The following is a 15,075-nucleotide window of genomic DNA, read 5'->3' on the forward strand; positions in this document are numbered from 1 at the left end:
TCAGTTCTCCTGGGCACTGGCTGCGGCGCGGGCTGCGGCCGGCAGCGCGTCGAGAATACGGTTCACGGCCGCGTCGTCGTGGGCGGCCGAGAGGAACCATGCCTCGAACGCGCTCGGCGGCAGGTAGACACCCGCGTCCAGCATCGCGTGGAAGAACGCGGCGAAGCGGAACGCCTCCTGGGTGCGCGCCTGGTCGTAGTCGTGCACGGGCCGGTCGGTGAAGAAGATCGAGAACATGTTCCCGGCCGCGGACACCGTGTGCGCGACACCCTCCTTGGCCAGCGCGGCCGAGACCTCGGTGCGCAGCGCCAGCGAGACCCGGTCCAGGTGCTTGTAGACCGCGTCGGTGCAGTGCCGCAGGGTGGTGACGCCTGCGGCGGTGGCGACCGGGTTCCCGGACAGCGTGCCGGCCTGGTACACCGGGCCCAGCGGCGCGAGGTGGGACATCACGTCGGAGCGCCCGCCGAAGGCCGCGGCCGGGAAGCCGCCGCCCATCACCTTGCCGAAGGTCAGCAGGTCGGGCACGACACCCTCGAGGCCGAACCAGCCCGCCTTGGACACCCGGAAGCCGGTCATCACCTCGTCGGAGACGAACAACGCGCCGTGCCGCTCGCACAGCGCCTTGAGGCCGGCGTTGAAGCCCGGACGCGGGGCGACCACGCCCATGTTGCCCGCCGCCGCCTCGGTGATCACACACGCGATGTCGTCGCCGTACACCGCGAAGGCCGACTCCACGGCGGCCAGGTCGTTGTAGGGCAGCACGATCGTGTCCGCGGCCGAGGCGCCGGTGACGCCGGGGGTGTCCGGCAGCGCGAGGGTGGCCACGCCCGAGCCCGCCGCGGCGAGCAGCGCGTCCACGTGGCCGTGGTAGCAGCCGGCGAACTTGACCACCTTGGCCCGGCCGGTGAAGCCGCGCGCGAGGCGGATCGCGGACATGGTCGCCTCGGTGCCCGAGCTGACCAGGCGGACCTGCTCGACGGGGGCCACCCGGGAGACGATCTCCTCGGCGAGTTCGACCTCGCCGGCTCCGGGGGTGCCGAAGGAGGTGCCGCGCGCGACCGCCTCGCGGACGGCCTCCTGCACGGCGGGGTGCGTGTGGCCCAGGATCATCGGGCCCCACGAGCACACCAGGTCGACGTAGTCCCGGCCGTCCGCGTCGGTCAGGTACGGGCCGTTGCCCGAGACCATGAAGCGGGGCGTGCCGCCGACCGCGCGAAAGGCGCGCACCGGCGAGTTGACCCCGCCGGGGGTGACGGCCCGCGCACGCGCGAACAGGGCGGCGGAGGCGGGTGCGGGGTTCTCGTTGGCAGAGCTCACCCGGTCATGCTCTCAAACAAACCGGACGCCCTCGGCTACCCCCGGCGCGCCGCCCGGTGGACCAACCCGATGGAGGCCGGGGCGGGTGTGTGCGCAAACGCGTTGGTTCCCGGGGATCCGGCAAGCGAAACCGGGGGTCGGGCGCAGTATGATCGGGCGACCCGGACCCGTGCCCACGGGTGAGGCATGTCCGGCGGAGTGCAGCACGACGATCGGGGTGCGCGCGTGGCGGCGAGAACTCGTCGAGGTGGGCGGTCCGGGCGACGCCGGCGGATAGCCGGCGGTCTCGTACCGACGCTGGCGACGCTGCTGATGCTGGCCGGCACCACCGCGTGCGACAAGAGCTCCGGCGACGACGGCCGAACCGGATTGCGCGGCGCGTTGGACGCGGTACGCGACGACGACTCCACCCGGGGCTGGTTCGAGTACGGCGACACCGCGGCGCTTGCGAAGGCCAACGGCGGGGTGGACCCGGCGGGGCCGTACGGGCCGCTGCTCGGCACCGGCTATCCCGACCTGGTGACCATGCGCGATCAGGTGGCGCCGGCGCTGGGCTTCGATCCGGCCAAGGCGCACGAGGCCTGGTCGGCCGGCCGACCGCCGTACCAGGGCGGGGTGTTGGTCGGCGGCTTCGACAAGGGCGCGGTGCTCGGCAAGCTGAAGGAACTCGGCGGCAAGCCGGATCCGGCCGCGCCGAGCGTCTACCGGCTGCGTCCGGACAACGAACTGGCCTTGGACGACGCGTTGACCCAAAAACTGCCGTCGGCACTCAACCACTTCAACGCGGTTCGGGTCAGCGATACCCGGATCGGTTACGGCTCGACGTTGCGCGGCGCCGAGTTGACCCGGGGCGGGGCCATGCTCGGCGCCGATCCGACCGCGCGCGCGTTGGCAAACTGCCTGGACCGGCCGCTGGCCGCGGTGCTCACCGACCGGGCCGGCGGCGGCGAGCGGGCGAACGGCCCGCGGCTTGCCGTCGGGGTGACCGGCAAGGCGGGAGTACCCGGGACCAACGTGTTGTGCGTGGCCGCCGGTTCGGAGCCGGCCGCGCGGACCGAGGCGGATCGACTGCGCGCGCTGTTCACCGGCGGCGGGCAGACCGCGCAGGGCGTGCCCTGGAGCACGGTGCTCGCCGACGTGCGGGCCGAGGTGGTCGGCACGAACGTGGTGAAGATCACCGCCCGTTCGGCCGGTTCGGTACGAACGGGCGTATTCGTCACGGCGTTGAACGACATGTCGCTCGGGCGGGTCTTCTCGGGCGGGCCGCCTGGCCGGGAGTCCTGACGCATGCCGGGGCGGGACCGGTTCCGAGTGGTGCACACCTGTTACCCAACCGCGGTATGTGATGCCCTCGCGACCTGCGACGATCTTCAACGAGTCCCCTCGATCACCCCGCAGAACACAACAAGCGAGCAGACCGAGACAAGCGAGCAGGGAGCGATGGCGTCGGGCGCCACGGGTGTGCGCACGTGTCACAAAACCGACTTCGGTCGGGAGGTGCACACGTGGGTGTGACATATGAGTACTTCGGCGCACCCGATCGCGCGACCGCGGCGCGGGTGCCGCCGCTGATCGATCCGGCCGCCCCGGTCGAGCGCGCGAGCAATTCCTACGTGTCGTTCGTGAAACCGGAGACGGTCAGCGCGATGGTGTTGTCGCTGCTCGGGGACACCCCGCAGGACGCGACGCCGCCGCTCGAGCTGGTCGTGCTGCATCCGGCGCACGCGGTGATGCAGTTGCCGCCGATGTTGATGGGCGTGCTGCGCGGCGCGACCGAGGAGGAGTTGGGCGCGGCGGCCTTCATCTGGTCGACGTTCCCGGACCGCCGGGTGCCGCGCGACGCGTATCTGCTCTATCGGATGTTGCACGACTGGACCAGGTTCGCCCGCGAACTGCACCACGCGGGGCACCAGTTGTACTGCCTGATGCATTCGTGACGGCGGCGGTGCGCCGGCCGGGCTCCCGGCGGGGCCGGCCGTCGAACCTCGATTAACCCACTTGAGTTATTAACCCGCGCGCTTTAACGTGCGTCCATGACAGGGACGCACGGCGCTGCGGCGTCGGATCGCGGCGCGGGTGCCCGGCTGCTGATGATCGAGGCCGCCGAGCGGCTGTTCGCCGAACGCGGCATCAACGGGGTCTCGCTGCGCGAGATCGGTGCCCAGGCCGGACAGCGCAACACCGCCGCCGCGCGCTACCACTTCGGGTCCAAGGAGGCCCTGGTGGACGCGGTGTTCCGGCATCGGATGGAGCCGATCAACGCGCGGCGCCTGGCGATGCTGGCCGAACTCGACGCGGCCGGGCACGGGCACGACGCCCGGGGTCTGGTCGAGGCGTTCCTGTACCCGCTCGCCGCCACCCTGGGCGAGGTCGGGAAACCCGGTTGGTACCTGCGCTTCTGCGTGCACGCCGCGTTCCTGGAGGGCACCGCGGTGCGCGACCTGGCCCGCGAGGAGTGGACGCGCGGCGTGTACACCGTGCGTGAGCGAATGCTGGGCCTGCTCGCCGAGTTGCCCGCCCGGGTACGGGACGAGCGCTGGATGTTGATGTCGTCCTACCTCACACACGCGCTCGCCGACCGCGAGATGACGCTGCACTTCCCCGGCCGGCACACCCCGACCGACCGGGAGGTTTTCCTGGCGGGCCTGACCGACACCGCCGTCGCGCTCTACCTGGCCCCGGTCTCCGCCCGGACCGAGGCCGCGATCGACCGATCCCGCCGGCCGGTCCCGCCCGCTGCGGCACCCGGTCCGTCTCAGGAGGTTCGACCATGACGAGCACCATCGACCAACCCACCTACCCGGACCCCACCCCCGCCTCGGCCGCCGAACTCGGCCTGGAGGTCCGGCCGATGGCCGGGCACATCGGCGCCGAGATCTTCGGCGTCGACCTGGCCGAACCACTGGACCCCGAAGTGGTCGCCGAGATCCGGGCGATCTGGCTGAAGTGGAAGGTGGTCTTCTTCCGCGACCAGCACCTGAGCCAGGAGCAGCACAAGGCGTTCGGCCGGCGCTTCGGCGAACTGGCGCCCGGACACCCGACGTTGCCCGCCGCGTTCCCCGAACACCCGGAGATCCTGCTGCTTGACAACGAGCGGTTGGCCATGGGCGGCGGGGGCAGTTTCGTGGAGAGCCGCTGGCACACCGACGTCACCTTCATCCCCGATCCGCCGACCGCCTCGATCCTGCGCGGGGTGATCGTGCCGCCCTACGGCGGCGACACCCAGTGGGCCAACCTCGCACTGGCCTACGAGCGGCTGTCCGAACCGCTCAAGGACCTGGTCGACGGATTGCACGCGGTGCACCACAACACGCTGCCGATCAAGCGCGGCGAACTGCCGGGCAAGCTCGCGAAGCAGTTCCTCGGCGAGGGGCTGCGCGCGGTACACCCGGTGGTGCGGGTACACCCGGAGACCGGCGAGAAGGTGCTGTTCGTCAACCCGAACTTCACCAGCCACATCCTCGAACTGACCCGCCAAGAGGGCGCCCACGTCCTGGAGTTGCTCTACGCGCAGATCGCCGACCCGGAGTTCTCCGTGCGCTTTCGCTGGCAGCCGGGCAGCATCGCGTTCTGGGACAACCGGGCGACCGTGCACCTGGTCCCCACCGACGTACCGCCGGGGATGCGTCGGTCGATGCAGCGGGTGACCCTCCGGGGCGCCAAATCCGTCGGCCCGGACGGCGCCGAGTCCTACCCGTTGGAGGGCTGACCGCCCGAACGGCGCCGGGGGTCCTACGCGTTGGCGAACCGACCGCCCGGACCGCGCCGGTGTCCTACGCGTTGGCGAACCGACCGCCCGGACCGCGCCGGTGTCCTACGCGTTGGCGGACCGACCGCCCGGACCGCACCGCCGGGGCCGGTCGTCGACCCCGCTTTCCCCCGGATCCGACGCCTCGTCAGTTGACGGGGCGTCGGATCCGTTGTTCGGACCCCGGTGAGGGCTTGTCGGCTCGGCCGATTCGACGCGATGCTGTTCTCCGGGTGGCATTTGTGCACCACCCGTTCTGCGTCCTCGCTGGATGCGAGATCGCTGCCGACGACCTTTGGGGGGCGGCCGATGGGTACACGGGACCCGATGTTCCAGGGGCGCAGGCTTCGGGCCCTGCTCCGGCAGACGCGCGAGGCCTGCGGATACATCCAACGGGACGTCGCGCTGGAGATGGACTGGTCGCTCTCCAAGCTGATCCGGATCGAGACCGGGCAGGTCAACGTCTCGACCACCGACCTGAAGGCCCTGCTCCAGCACTACGGTGTGGTCGAGCCGGCCCGGGTCGCCGAGTTCATCGACATGGCCAGGGCGTCGAAGCAGCGCAGTTGGTGGTACGCGTACCGGAACATCCTCACCGCCGAGGCGAAGGTGCTACTCGGCTACGAGTCCTCGGCCACCGTCATCCGCAACTTCGAACCGCTCCTGGTTCCGGGTCTGTTGCAGACCGAGGAGTACGCGCGCGAGGTGTTGCGCGAGGTGACCGAGCCCGATGCCTCCCTGGACGACAAGGTCGCCCTGCGGATGGAGCGGCAGGAGCGGCTGATCCGCCCGGACGGACCCACGCTGCACTTCATCGTCGACGAGAACGTGATGCACCGTGCGGTCGGCGGCCCGGCCGTGATGCGCCACCAGATCCGCCGCATGCGCAAGTACGCGGACTGGCCCAACATCACGCTGCGCGTGGTCCCGTTCTCGGCCGGCCTCTACACCCGGGCCCGGATCGCCTATCAGCTGATGGAGTTCCCCGACCTCGAGGACGAGGCGGTGCTGTTCATCGAGACCCCCACCGGCGACATGGTGATCCGCGAGGGCAACCCGGAGGACCCGCCGACCATCTCGCCGCTCTCCTACCTGGAGACGTTCTGGGGCCTGGAGCAACTCGCCTCGCGCGAGCGGACACCGGCCTTCCTGGACGCCGCGCTCGAACGTTTCGAAACCGGCCCGGGGCACCCGCCCACCGGCGTCGATCCCGTCGAGTAGGGGATCTGCGGAGCGCATAGTGGCAGCAGGCCGGCTGACTGCACGCGCGCAGCCAGGATGCGAGGTGATTACATCCCAAGAGCCACTTGGCTGATTGCGCGTTCCTGCGCATAATGACAGGTGGGTATCCGTTGCTCGATGTCGATGAGCAGCACGGTTTCGCAGCGGCCACTGCGAGGCTTCGAACGAGTTGTCCCAAAGTCAGATGCTATGACTTATCGGGGCAACTCGTTCTTTTTTGCCCGGGACCAGGCATAGCAGACTCCGCACACTCTGGCGGAAGCGGACATCCCCATGCACAATCACAGATGAGGGCATTAACACTGCTCTCCCCACCCTTGCACGGTACACACCGTCGAGATGAAAGGACGTCCGATCAGGGAAAGGGGGTGAACTCGTGCAGGACGACTTCGAGAGGATGCTTCGCGTGATCTTCCTGCTGGTAGCCGTGGCCGCGGTAACAGCAGGGGCGCTTTATTACACGCTCCGGGCCGCCGGACTGCTCACTCTCATCGGGTAACGGATATCAACCCGCACCGGGCCTTGCGGCCCTGTCATTCGCGGCCTGCCACCGGCAGGCCGCCTCGTCCGTCGGGGCCCGAACGGGCCGCCGACGGCGATCCGTTCACTCCGCCGCTCGGCCGGTGGCGCGCAGAAACGCCCCCCACGGCCGGGCCTGGAAAGCCAGCCGCGACACGGGCGCTTTCGAGTCCCTGACCTGGACCTCGGCCACCCGCCTGGCCTCGACACAGTTGGTCGCCGCGCTCGCGCTGCTCTTGCGCCACGCACGTCCCAGCGGCTCGAATTCCGCCATGGCTTTGCCTCCGAAAAGGGCTGATGAGAATAGTGAAGTCGGCCGCCGGATGATTCCGAGCAGCGTGGACACCTCTGCGGGTTGTCCGACTTCGAGGGCGCGCGCACAGCTTAGCGCCTGCGGTCGGCCACACGTGGAATCAGGCCGCGCCCATCCGAATGAAATCGGCCGGACGACGTCCCGGAGTGGCAAATAGCCAGGTGCCGGATTGCCGCGTCGCTCACCTGTTCGCGGCATTAACACCCGCCGGTCGACTATCCCCGGCGGCATTGACCGACACCCGTGCCATTGACCGGCGCCGCGACATTGCCCGGTACTGCGGCATTGCCCGACGAAGGCCGGAATTCGGAACATCAGGGTCCGGATCCGTTCTTTCCCAAGCGATCCCGGAGGCCGGCGACCAATCGGAGAAACGGGTCCGTGGGCGGGACCCGGGCCGGATCGATCACCGTTTCCTGGACCACCGCCACCACCGGACCGTTGCGCACGACGCCGTAATCCACGTACTGGTCCCGGCTGTTGACGATGCCTTGGGTGCGCCACGCGGAGCCGTCCGCGGTCAACGCCTTGATCCGGGGTTTCCCATCCACCGCCAAATTGGGCTGGTTGCTCGGACACGGGCCGGACAGGCCGCCGGTGAGGTCGGTCGTCGCGACCTCGGCGGTGTGCTCGTCCGGGTAGCGGACCAGGACCACCAGGCCGCCGCCCTGCCGGTCGTGGTTGTAGACCCGCTCCTGGGCCTCGACCGTACCGAGGCCGGAGAACGTCAGCGTCGTACACGGGCCCAGCTCGTCCCTGAGCGCGGCGCGGGTGTCCGCCACCCGCCAGTTGTCGTACACCCCCGCCACCACCGGGAACTCCTGGGGGGCCGGGAACAGCGCGTCGCTCAGCGGCACGGGCGCACGGGTCGGCGTCGACACCGGTGCGGGCCCGGGCGCGGCGACCCGGTGTTGCGGCGGCTGCGGCGAGTCGTCGTCGGCGGTCCCGACCCGGACCAGGGTCAGCGCACCGGCGACCACCACGAGCGACGCGGCGCCGGCCGACACCCGGTTGCGCACCCGGCGGCGCCGGACCGCGCGATGGATGCCGGCCACCGGCGGCAGCGGAACCTGCGGCGCGAGCTGCACCACGAGTTCCTGAAAGCGCGCGTCCAACCGCTCGGTGTCGTGGTCGTCGTCCGCGCTCTCAGGGCTGTGCCGCATGTCCGAACTCGCCATTCCCCACTCGACCGGGCATTACCGGCCCGACAGGCCGTTCCGTTCCGCATTCGACAGTGCTCGGTGTCAGTTTGACGCATGGGCCGCGCCCGATGGTTCCCGGCCGGGGCCTCAGCCGGTCCTGGTCAGCGTGCCCGTCGACGTCGAGGTCAGGAGGCTCGAGGCCGGCGACGTGTAGGCGAGCTTGTCCGGCGCCGTCTGCTTGACGATGACCGGGCCGTCCGCGCACCCCTGATTGCGAGTCAGGTGGCTGGTCATCTCGACGCCCTTGTCCGCCGTCACCGAGAGCAGTTCCAGGTCGGCCGCACAATCGGCCCTCTCGCCGAGCACGCCGGTGGCGGTGAGCTTGCTGACGCCGACCTTGGTATCGCCCACCTTCCCGCCGGTGAGAGTGAGGGTGATCTGGGACAGGCTGCCCAGTGCCGAGGTCGCCGTCCCGGTCCAGGTGCCGTAGTAGGACTGCGGCATGGCGGCCGAGCCGCTCGGTGGGTCGGCGCTGCCCGGCTTGCCGCTCGACCCGCCGGCAGCGGCCGGATTCGCAGTGCCGGTCGGCGATTGCTCGGGTGCCGCGGCCGGGCCGCCCGACGTGGTCTTCACCGCCGGGTCGTCCTTGCCGCCGGACGGCCACAACAACACCGTCGCGGTGACCGCGCCCGCGACCAGTGCGGCGACGAGCGGGATCAGCCAGGCATGGTGGCGGCGGGTGGCCTTGGGCGGGACCCTCGGCGGAGGCGGCGGCGGAGTCCGCTCCGGTACATAGGTCTGCGACACGTCGGCAAGTTGTGACGATTTGATGTGATTCGGATCGATGGACAACGAGTCGGACCGGTCGTCCCACGTCGGCGGCCCACCGCCGGTCGCCACGAACGTGCCCGCGTCCGGTGTCCCGTTCTCGTCCAGTTCCAGGAGTTCGATCGCGCGCCGGGACAGGGCCGTGGTCAGGTCCGCCGGCAGCCAGTTGCCGGCCACCAGGTCGCTCGTACCGCCCGGTGCCAGTGCGGCGAGCACCTCGGCCGGGCTCGGTCGGGACGCCGCCTGCTTGGTCATGCACGCCGCGACCACCTCGCGCAGCCACGGCGGCAGTTCGTCCAGGCGCGGCTCCTGCGCGACGATCCGGTACATCAGCGCCGGTCCGCTGCCCTCGCCGAACGGCCCGACCCCGGTCGCCGCGAAGACCAGTACCGAGCCGAGCGAGAACACGTCGGTGGGCGGCCCGATGTCGCGCCCGTCGACCTGTTCCGGCGACATGAAGCCGGGCGACCCGACGGTATGCCCGCTGCGGGTGAGCACCGAGGCGTCCATCGCGCGCGAAATGCCGAAGTCGATCACCCTCGGCCCGTCGAGCGACAGCAGCACGTTGGACGGCTTGATGTCGCGGTGCACCAGGCCGGCCGCGTGTACCGCGGTGAGCGCCTCGGCCAGACCCGCGCCCAGCGTGCGGACGGTCTCCTCGGGCAGCGGCCCGCGCCCGGACACCGCCTCGGACACACTGGGGCCGGCCACATACCCGGTGACCACCCACGGCGTCCGCGCCTCGGTGTCCGCGTCCAGGACCGGTGCGGTCCAGGCGCCGCCGACCCGGCGCGCGGCGTCCACTTCGCGCCGGAATCGCTCACGGAACCCGGGGTCGTCCGCCAATTCGGCGCGGACCACCTTGATCGCGACCACCCGGCCGCCCCGGTTGCGGCCGAGGAAGACCCGGCCCATGCCACCCGCGCCCAGTACGCGAAACACTCGGTAGTCACCGATCTGCCGCGGATCCTCGGGCTCGAGCGGTTTCACGGGACGTCCCCCTCGTTGTCGGGCAGTTCGCCCGAGAATACGCGCGGGTCCGCACTCGGGGCGGGCCCACCGACCGGATCCGAGGTGCTTCCCTCGGGCCGGCGCCGGGGAGAACGGTCAGTACTCGACGGGCAGCTCGACCAGGCCGCGGATGAACGAGGACGGCCCGTGCGCGAGTTCGGCGTTCGGGGCCAGCCGCAACTCGGGCAGCCGGCGCAGCAGTTCCTCGAAGGCGACCCGGATCTCGAGGCGGGCCAGCGCGGAACCCAGGCAGAAGTGCGGCCCGGTGCCGAACGCGATGTGCGGGTTGGGGGTGCGGAAGGCGTCGAAGCGCTCCGGGTCGGCGAACACCTCGGCATCGCGGTTGGCCGCCCCGTACAACATCATCACCGTCGAGTCGGCCGGGATCACCGTGCCGTGCAGTTCGACGTCACGGGTCGTGTGCCGGGCCATGTTGACCACCGGCGACACCCAACGCAGCGCCTCCTCGACGGCGCCGGGGATCAGCGTGGGATCCGCGCGCAGCCGGGCGAGTTGCTCGGGTGCGGCCAACAGCGCGGCAATACCACCGGAGATCACATTGCGGGTGGTCTCGTTGCCGCCCACGAGCAGCAGCAGCGACTCCCCGATCAGCTCGTCGAAGGACAACTTCTCGCCGTCGATCTCGGCGTCGACCAGGATCCCGATCAGGTCGTCGGACGGGGTGCGCCGGCGGTCCTCGATCACCCGCGTGGTGTAGGCGACGTATTCGCGGAACGCCTCGCCCGCCCGGTGGCTCAGCTCGCCGCCGTCGGAGAGCATCACCATCACGTCGGCCCAGTGCTGGAGTTGGTCGCGGTGCTCGGCGCCGACCCCGAGCAGTTCGCCGATCAGCGTCATCGGCAGTGGCGCGGAGAACTGCCGCACCAGTTCGGCGCTGCGACCGCCCGCGAGCATCGCGTCGATCAGCGTGGTGACGATGTCCCGGACGTGGTCCTCCATCGCGGCGATCTGCCGGGGGGTGAAGCCCTTGGAGACCAGCTTGCGGCGCCGGTAGTGGATGGGGTCGTCGGCGTCGATCATCGACGGTTGCGGATAGCCGAGCGGTCGCGAGCCCTTGGCCGAGGAGAACAGTTCGGGATTGCGCTCGGCCCAGGCCAGATCGGCGTGCCGGGTCAGGCCCCAGACGCCGGCGCGCTCGCTGTAGTACGCCGGCGCGTGCTCGCGCAGCCAGGCGTAGTCGGCGTAGGGGTCACCGGCGTACCAGTCCCGGTCGAGCAGGTGGATGTCCCGCCGGGTGTCGGGGGTGCCGGGGGTGCTGGGGGTATTGGAAGTGTCGGGGGTGTCCGGGACGTCGGGGGTCGTGGGCGTCGTGGTCATGGCGGACCTCCGGGGTGATCACGTGTCGAGCGGGACGAAGAGTCGGACGGCGGTGCGCATCAGCTCCTGCACCTCGTCGAGTGCGCGACCGCGCGCGGTGAGGCTGACCAGGCCGGAGAGCAGGACGTGGCCGAGCACCGTCTCGATGTCGCGCCGGCGATCGGCGGCGGCGCGGTCGGCAAAATCGGGGTCGACGGGGTCGCCGAAGGCCAGGCCGGTGATCCGGTGGATGCTCTGGTGGAAGGTCTCCTGCGATTGGCCGGCCGACGGATCGGGCGCGGTGGCGGCCTGCACCACCGCCTCGGTCAGCAGCCGGTTCTCCGCGCTGACCTCGACGATCCGGCACAGCAGCGCGGCCAGTCGGCCGGCCGGGTCGGCGGGCAGCGGCCGGGCCGCGAGTTCGTCGGACAGTTCGCCGATCCACAGCGCCGACACCTCGCTGAGCAGGTGGTTCTTCGAGGTGAAGTAGCGGTACACGGTGGCCCGGGCCACCCCCGCACGATCCGCGACGTCGTGCATCGTCACGGCGGCGTAGCCGCCTTCGAGCGCGAGGTCGCACGCGGCCCGCACCAGCCGTTCGCGCCGGGCCTGTTGGTCGCGGGTGAGCGACCTGGTGAGGGTGATCGTCGAGGTGCTGCGGGGTTCGGCCACGGATGCGCCTGTCCTCTTCGGTCGTGCGGTCGAGGGTGGTGCGGTCGAGGTGGTGCGCCGGCTCGTTCCGCCGTGATCTTGCCTACGGATGAGACGGAAGTCTAGTCTGACGTCTCGTCAGATTCAGTGAGAACGTGTTCCAGTAATTGCCGGACTCGCCGGCCACGCCGAACGGACCGCCGGAGGCGCCGTGACCGCCAGAGAAGGACCGCTCGCGGGAATCCGCGTGGTGGAGTTCGTCGGCCTCGGGCCGGGCCCGTTCTGCGGGATGTTGCTCGCCGACCTGGGCGCCGAGGTACTGCGCATCGACCGCGCGGACGAGGCCCGCGGGGGATACGCCAAGCCGCCGCGCAACCCGATGAACCGGGGCAAACACTCGGTCGCGATCGACCTCAAGCACCCGGCCGGGGTCGACCTGGCGCTGCGCCTGGCGACCGACGCCGACGCGCTGATCGAGCCGTTCCGGCCGGGCGTGATGGAACGGCTCGGCCTGGGCCCCGACGTGCTCGCCGAGCACAATCCGCGGTTGGTGTACGGCCGGCTCACCGGCTGGGGGCAGACCGGGCCGCTGGCCTCGGCGGCCGGGCACGACATCGACTACATCGCGCTGGCCGGGATGTTGGAACCGATCGGCCGGGCCGGTCAACCACCGAGCATTCCGCTCAACCTGATCGGCGACTTCGGCGGCGGCGGGCTGCTGCTCGCCTTCGGGCTGGTCGCCGCGCTGTTGGAGGCGGCCCGCTCCGGCCGAGGGCAGGTGGTGGACGCGGCGATGATCGACGGCGCCGCGACGCTCGGCGCGACCTGGTTCACCATGGGTGCGGCCGGGATGCTCGGGCCGCGCGGGACCAACATGCTCGACGGCGGCGCGCCGTTCTACGACGTGTACGAGACCGAGGACGCCGGGTATGTGGCGGTCGGCGCGATCGAGCCGCGATTCTGGGCCGAGTTGATCCATCGTCTCGGGTTGGCCGCGGACCCGGTGTTCGCCGATCTCGGCCGGCAGCACGATCGGGCGCACTGGCCCGCGATGAAGGCCCGGCTTGCCGAGGTGTTCGCGGGCCGCACCCGGGACGCGTGGTGCGCGCTGTTGGAAGGCACCGAGACGTGCTTTGCGCCGGTGCTCTCCCCCGGCGAGGCGCCGGCGCATCCGCATCACGTCGAGCGGGGCACCTTCCTGCACGCCGACGGACTGCCGGAACCGGCCCCCGCGCCGCGCTTCTCCCGCACCCCGGCGGCGGTGCCGGGGCGGCCGGTGCATCCGGGACCGGCCGAGCAGGGCGGCGACACGGACGCGGCCCTGGCCGTCTGGGGGATCGCCGCTGCCGACCTCGAGCGCCTGCGGGAACTCGGCGCGGTCGTCTGACGCCGCCTCACCACCCATTACCGGTACGGAACTTCAAGGGATTTCATGGAACTACACGAGGCGCTGTACACCACGCGCGCGATGCGTCGGGTCAAGCCGGATCCGATCCCGTTCGACGTGCAGGCACGCATCCTGGACGCCGCGGTACGGGCGCCCAGTGGTGGCAACAGCCAGAGTTGGCGCTTTCTGCTGGTGGACGACCCCGGCGTCAAGGGCCGGCTCGGGCCGCTGTACCGGGAGGCCGTCGACGCGTTGTGGAAGACCCTGTACGCACCTCGCGTGGCCGCCGCCGAAGCGGATCCGGACAGCGCGCAGAGCCGGTCCTTCGTCCGGGTGCGGCGTTCGTCGCAGTGGCTCGCGGACCATTTCGAACAGGTCCCGCTGTTCATGTTCGGCTTCGCCCGACACGACCCGACGGGTGGCTCGATCTTCCCGGCGGTGTGGAACGCGATGCTGGCCGCGCGGGCCGAAGGGGTGGGCAGCGCGCTGACCGCGGTACTCGGGATCGCGCACCGGGACGCGGTGTTCGAGGTGCTGGGGGTGCCGGCCGACCAGGGTTGGCACATGGCGTGCTGCGTCTCGTTCGGCTATCCGACCGGCAAGTGGGGTGTGGCGCCCAGGACTTCGGCGCACGAGGTGGCGTATCGCAACGGCTGGGGGGAACCGGTCGGCTTCGAAGTGGCGGCGCCGCTGTGGCCGGCGGACGGGGCGGCGTACGTGCCCGGTTCGGTCGAGGGAGGTGCCCGGTGACCCGTGCGGAACTGCCGTTGACGGACTCGGTGGCGCTGGTGACCGGTGGTGGGAGTGGGATCGGGCTCGGCTGCGCGCGGCGGTTCGTCACGGACGGGGCGCACGTCCTGATCGCGGGGCGCAGCGCGGACCGACTGCGGGCGGCGGTAGGCGAGTTGGCGCAGGTGGCGGCGCCCGGTGTGCGGATCGGCTGTGCCGTGGCCGATGTCACCGACGAGGCGCAGGTCGAGGCCGCGGTGGCGAGCGCGGCCGAACTGGGGCCGCTGCGCGCGGTGGTGGCCTCGGCCGGGGGCAACTCCACGATGGGGCCGCTGACTCGGCTGGACACCGCCAAGTGGCGCGAGACGGTCGAACTCAACCTGACCGGAACGATGTTGGTGCTCAAGCACACCGCCCGGCGGATGGCGGCCGGTGGTGGTGGCTCGTTCGTGGCGATCTCCTCGGTCGCGTCCTCGACGACGCATCGTTGGTTCGGCGCGTACGGCGTGAGCAAGGCCGGCGTCGACCACCTGGTCCGGCTCGCCGCCGACGAACTGGGCGCGAGCGGCGTCCGGGTGAACAGCATCCTGCCGGGCCTGGTGGCGACCGAGTTGGTCGACGCGGTCACCCGGGGCGGGCCGGTACTGGACGACTACCTGGACTGCACGCCGCTGGGTCGGGTCGGCCGAACCGAGGACATCGCCGCGCTCGCGGCCTTCCTGGTCGGCCCCGAGTCGACCTGGATCACCGGCCAGAACATCCACGTGGACGGCGGCCATCACCTGCGCCGAGGCCCCGACTTCCGAGCCTTCCTGGAACCGGTCTTCGGCGCGGACGGCCTGCGCGGCATCGTCGCGGAAGGGAACTGACC

14 protein-coding genes are annotated in these 15,075 nt (G+C 71.0%); 8 read left to right on the forward strand and 6 right to left on the reverse strand.

The features are described from left to right. The gene (hemL, locus tag ABIA38_RS43125) at positions 1-1,317 is read right to left on the reverse strand and encodes a glutamate-1-semialdehyde 2,1-aminomutase (RefSeq protein ID WP_424644499.1); all 1,317 of its coding nucleotides are present in this window, start codon (positions 1,315-1,317) and stop codon (positions 1-3) included. A 225-nt stretch (positions 1,318-1,542) separates the two neighbouring features. Between hemL and ABIA38_RS43130 the strand changes: the two genes are divergently transcribed. From ABIA38_RS43130 to ABIA38_RS43150, 5 genes are all read left to right on the forward strand, one after another. Beyond that, positions 1,543-2,601 carry a hypothetical protein gene (locus ABIA38_RS43130; protein ID WP_424644500.1) on the forward strand — a complete coding sequence of 353 codons (1,059 nt, stop codon included), beginning with the start codon at positions 1,543-1,545 and terminating at the stop codon, positions 2,599-2,601. A gap of 221 nt (positions 2,602-2,822) precedes the next feature. Beyond that, the gene (locus tag ABIA38_RS43135) at positions 2,823-3,254 is read left to right on the forward strand and encodes a hypothetical protein (RefSeq protein ID WP_424644501.1); all 432 of its coding nucleotides are present in this window, start codon (positions 2,823-2,825) and stop codon (positions 3,252-3,254) included. A gap of 96 nt (positions 3,255-3,350) precedes the next feature. Continuing rightward, positions 3,351-4,091, forward strand: coding sequence for a TetR family transcriptional regulator (locus tag ABIA38_RS43140; RefSeq protein ID WP_424644502.1), 741 nt, complete (start codon positions 3,351-3,353; stop codon positions 4,089-4,091). After that, on the forward strand, positions 4,088-5,026 hold the full coding sequence (locus ABIA38_RS43145; protein WP_424644503.1) for a TauD/TfdA dioxygenase family protein: 939 nt from the start codon (positions 4,088-4,090) through the stop codon (positions 5,024-5,026). Before ABIA38_RS43140 ends, ABIA38_RS43145 begins: the two co-directional genes overlap by 4 nt. A gap of 348 nt (positions 5,027-5,374) precedes the next feature. Next, a complete protein-coding gene (locus ABIA38_RS43150) occupies positions 5,375-6,286 on the forward strand; it encodes a helix-turn-helix domain-containing protein (protein WP_424644504.1) in 912 nt (303 codons plus the stop codon). Between the two features lie 625 nt (positions 6,287-6,911). On the opposite strand, the gene ABIA38_RS43155 is transcribed toward ABIA38_RS43150, so the two are convergent. From ABIA38_RS43155 to ABIA38_RS43175, 5 genes are all read right to left on the reverse strand, one after another. Then, positions 6,912-7,100, reverse strand: coding sequence for a DUF397 domain-containing protein (locus tag ABIA38_RS43155; protein WP_424644505.1), 189 nt, complete (start codon positions 7,098-7,100; stop codon positions 6,912-6,914). Between the two features lie 353 nt (positions 7,101-7,453). Next, positions 7,454-8,302: a hypothetical protein gene (locus ABIA38_RS43160; protein ID WP_424644506.1), complete on the reverse strand. Its 849-nt coding sequence runs from the start codon at positions 8,300-8,302 to the stop codon at positions 7,454-7,456. Positions 8,303-8,428: 126 nt separating this feature from the next. Continuing rightward, positions 8,429-10,099 (reverse strand): serine/threonine-protein kinase, encoded by a 1,671-nt coding sequence (locus ABIA38_RS43165; protein WP_424644507.1) that lies wholly within the window; start codon positions 10,097-10,099, stop codon positions 8,429-8,431. Between the two features lie 117 nt (positions 10,100-10,216). Next, the gene (locus tag ABIA38_RS43170) at positions 10,217-11,458 is read right to left on the reverse strand and encodes a cytochrome P450 (RefSeq protein WP_424644508.1); all 1,242 of its coding nucleotides are present in this window, start codon (positions 11,456-11,458) and stop codon (positions 10,217-10,219) included. Positions 11,459-11,476: 18 nt separating this feature from the next. Further along, positions 11,477-12,109, reverse strand: a complete 633-nt coding sequence (locus ABIA38_RS43175) for a TetR/AcrR family transcriptional regulator (RefSeq protein ID WP_424644509.1) — start codon at positions 12,107-12,109, stop codon at positions 11,477-11,479. A gap of 190 nt (positions 12,110-12,299) precedes the next feature. Here ABIA38_RS43175 and ABIA38_RS43180 point away from each other — a divergent pair, with 190 nt between their 5' ends. Genes ABIA38_RS43180 through ABIA38_RS43190 form a run of 3 tightly spaced genes read left to right on the forward strand, consistent with a single transcriptional unit; the run spans position 12,300 to position 15,073 of the window. Next, the gene (locus ABIA38_RS43180; protein ID WP_424644510.1) at positions 12,300-13,475 is read left to right on the forward strand and encodes a CaiB/BaiF CoA transferase family protein; all 1,176 of its coding nucleotides are present in this window, start codon (positions 12,300-12,302) and stop codon (positions 13,473-13,475) included. Positions 13,476-13,520: 45 nt separating this feature from the next. Next, complete coding sequence (locus tag ABIA38_RS43185) at positions 13,521-14,225, forward strand: nitroreductase family protein (protein ID WP_424644511.1); 705 nt, start codon at positions 13,521-13,523, stop codon at positions 14,223-14,225. Further along, the gene (locus tag ABIA38_RS43190) at positions 14,222-15,073 is read left to right on the forward strand and encodes an SDR family oxidoreductase (RefSeq protein WP_424644512.1); all 852 of its coding nucleotides are present in this window, start codon (positions 14,222-14,224) and stop codon (positions 15,071-15,073) included. Before ABIA38_RS43185 ends, ABIA38_RS43190 begins: the two co-directional genes overlap by 4 nt. The last annotated feature ends 2 nt before the right edge of the window (positions 15,074-15,075 follow it).

The organism is Embleya sp. AB8, from assembly GCF_049739465.1.
In the GTDB taxonomy this organism is placed as follows: Bacteria; Actinomycetota; Actinomycetes; order Streptomycetales; family Streptomycetaceae; genus Embleya.

Excerpts from the sequence above, each read along its gene's own strand:
- ABIA38_RS43150 (WP_424644504.1), top strand. The coding sequence starts at position 5,375 with ATGGGTACACGGGACCCGATGTTCCAGGGGCGCAGGCTTCGGGCCCTG.
- ABIA38_RS43170 (WP_424644508.1), bottom strand. The coding sequence starts at position 11,458 with ATGACCACGACGCCCACGACCCCCGACGTCCCGGACACCCCCGACACT.
- ABIA38_RS43140 (WP_424644502.1), top strand. The coding sequence starts at position 3,351 with ATGACAGGGACGCACGGCGCTGCGGCGTCGGATCGCGGCGCGGGTGCC.
- ABIA38_RS43155 (WP_424644505.1), bottom strand. The coding sequence starts at position 7,100 with ATGGCGGAATTCGAGCCGCTGGGACGTGCGTGGCGCAAGAGCAGCGCG.
- ABIA38_RS43185 (WP_424644511.1), top strand. The coding sequence starts at position 13,521 with ATGGAACTACACGAGGCGCTGTACACCACGCGCGCGATGCGTCGGGTC.
- ABIA38_RS43160 (WP_424644506.1), bottom strand. The coding sequence starts at position 8,302 with ATGCGGCACAGCCCTGAGAGCGCGGACGACGACCACGACACCGAGCGG.
- ABIA38_RS43145 (WP_424644503.1), top strand. The coding sequence starts at position 4,088 with ATGACGAGCACCATCGACCAACCCACCTACCCGGACCCCACCCCCGCC.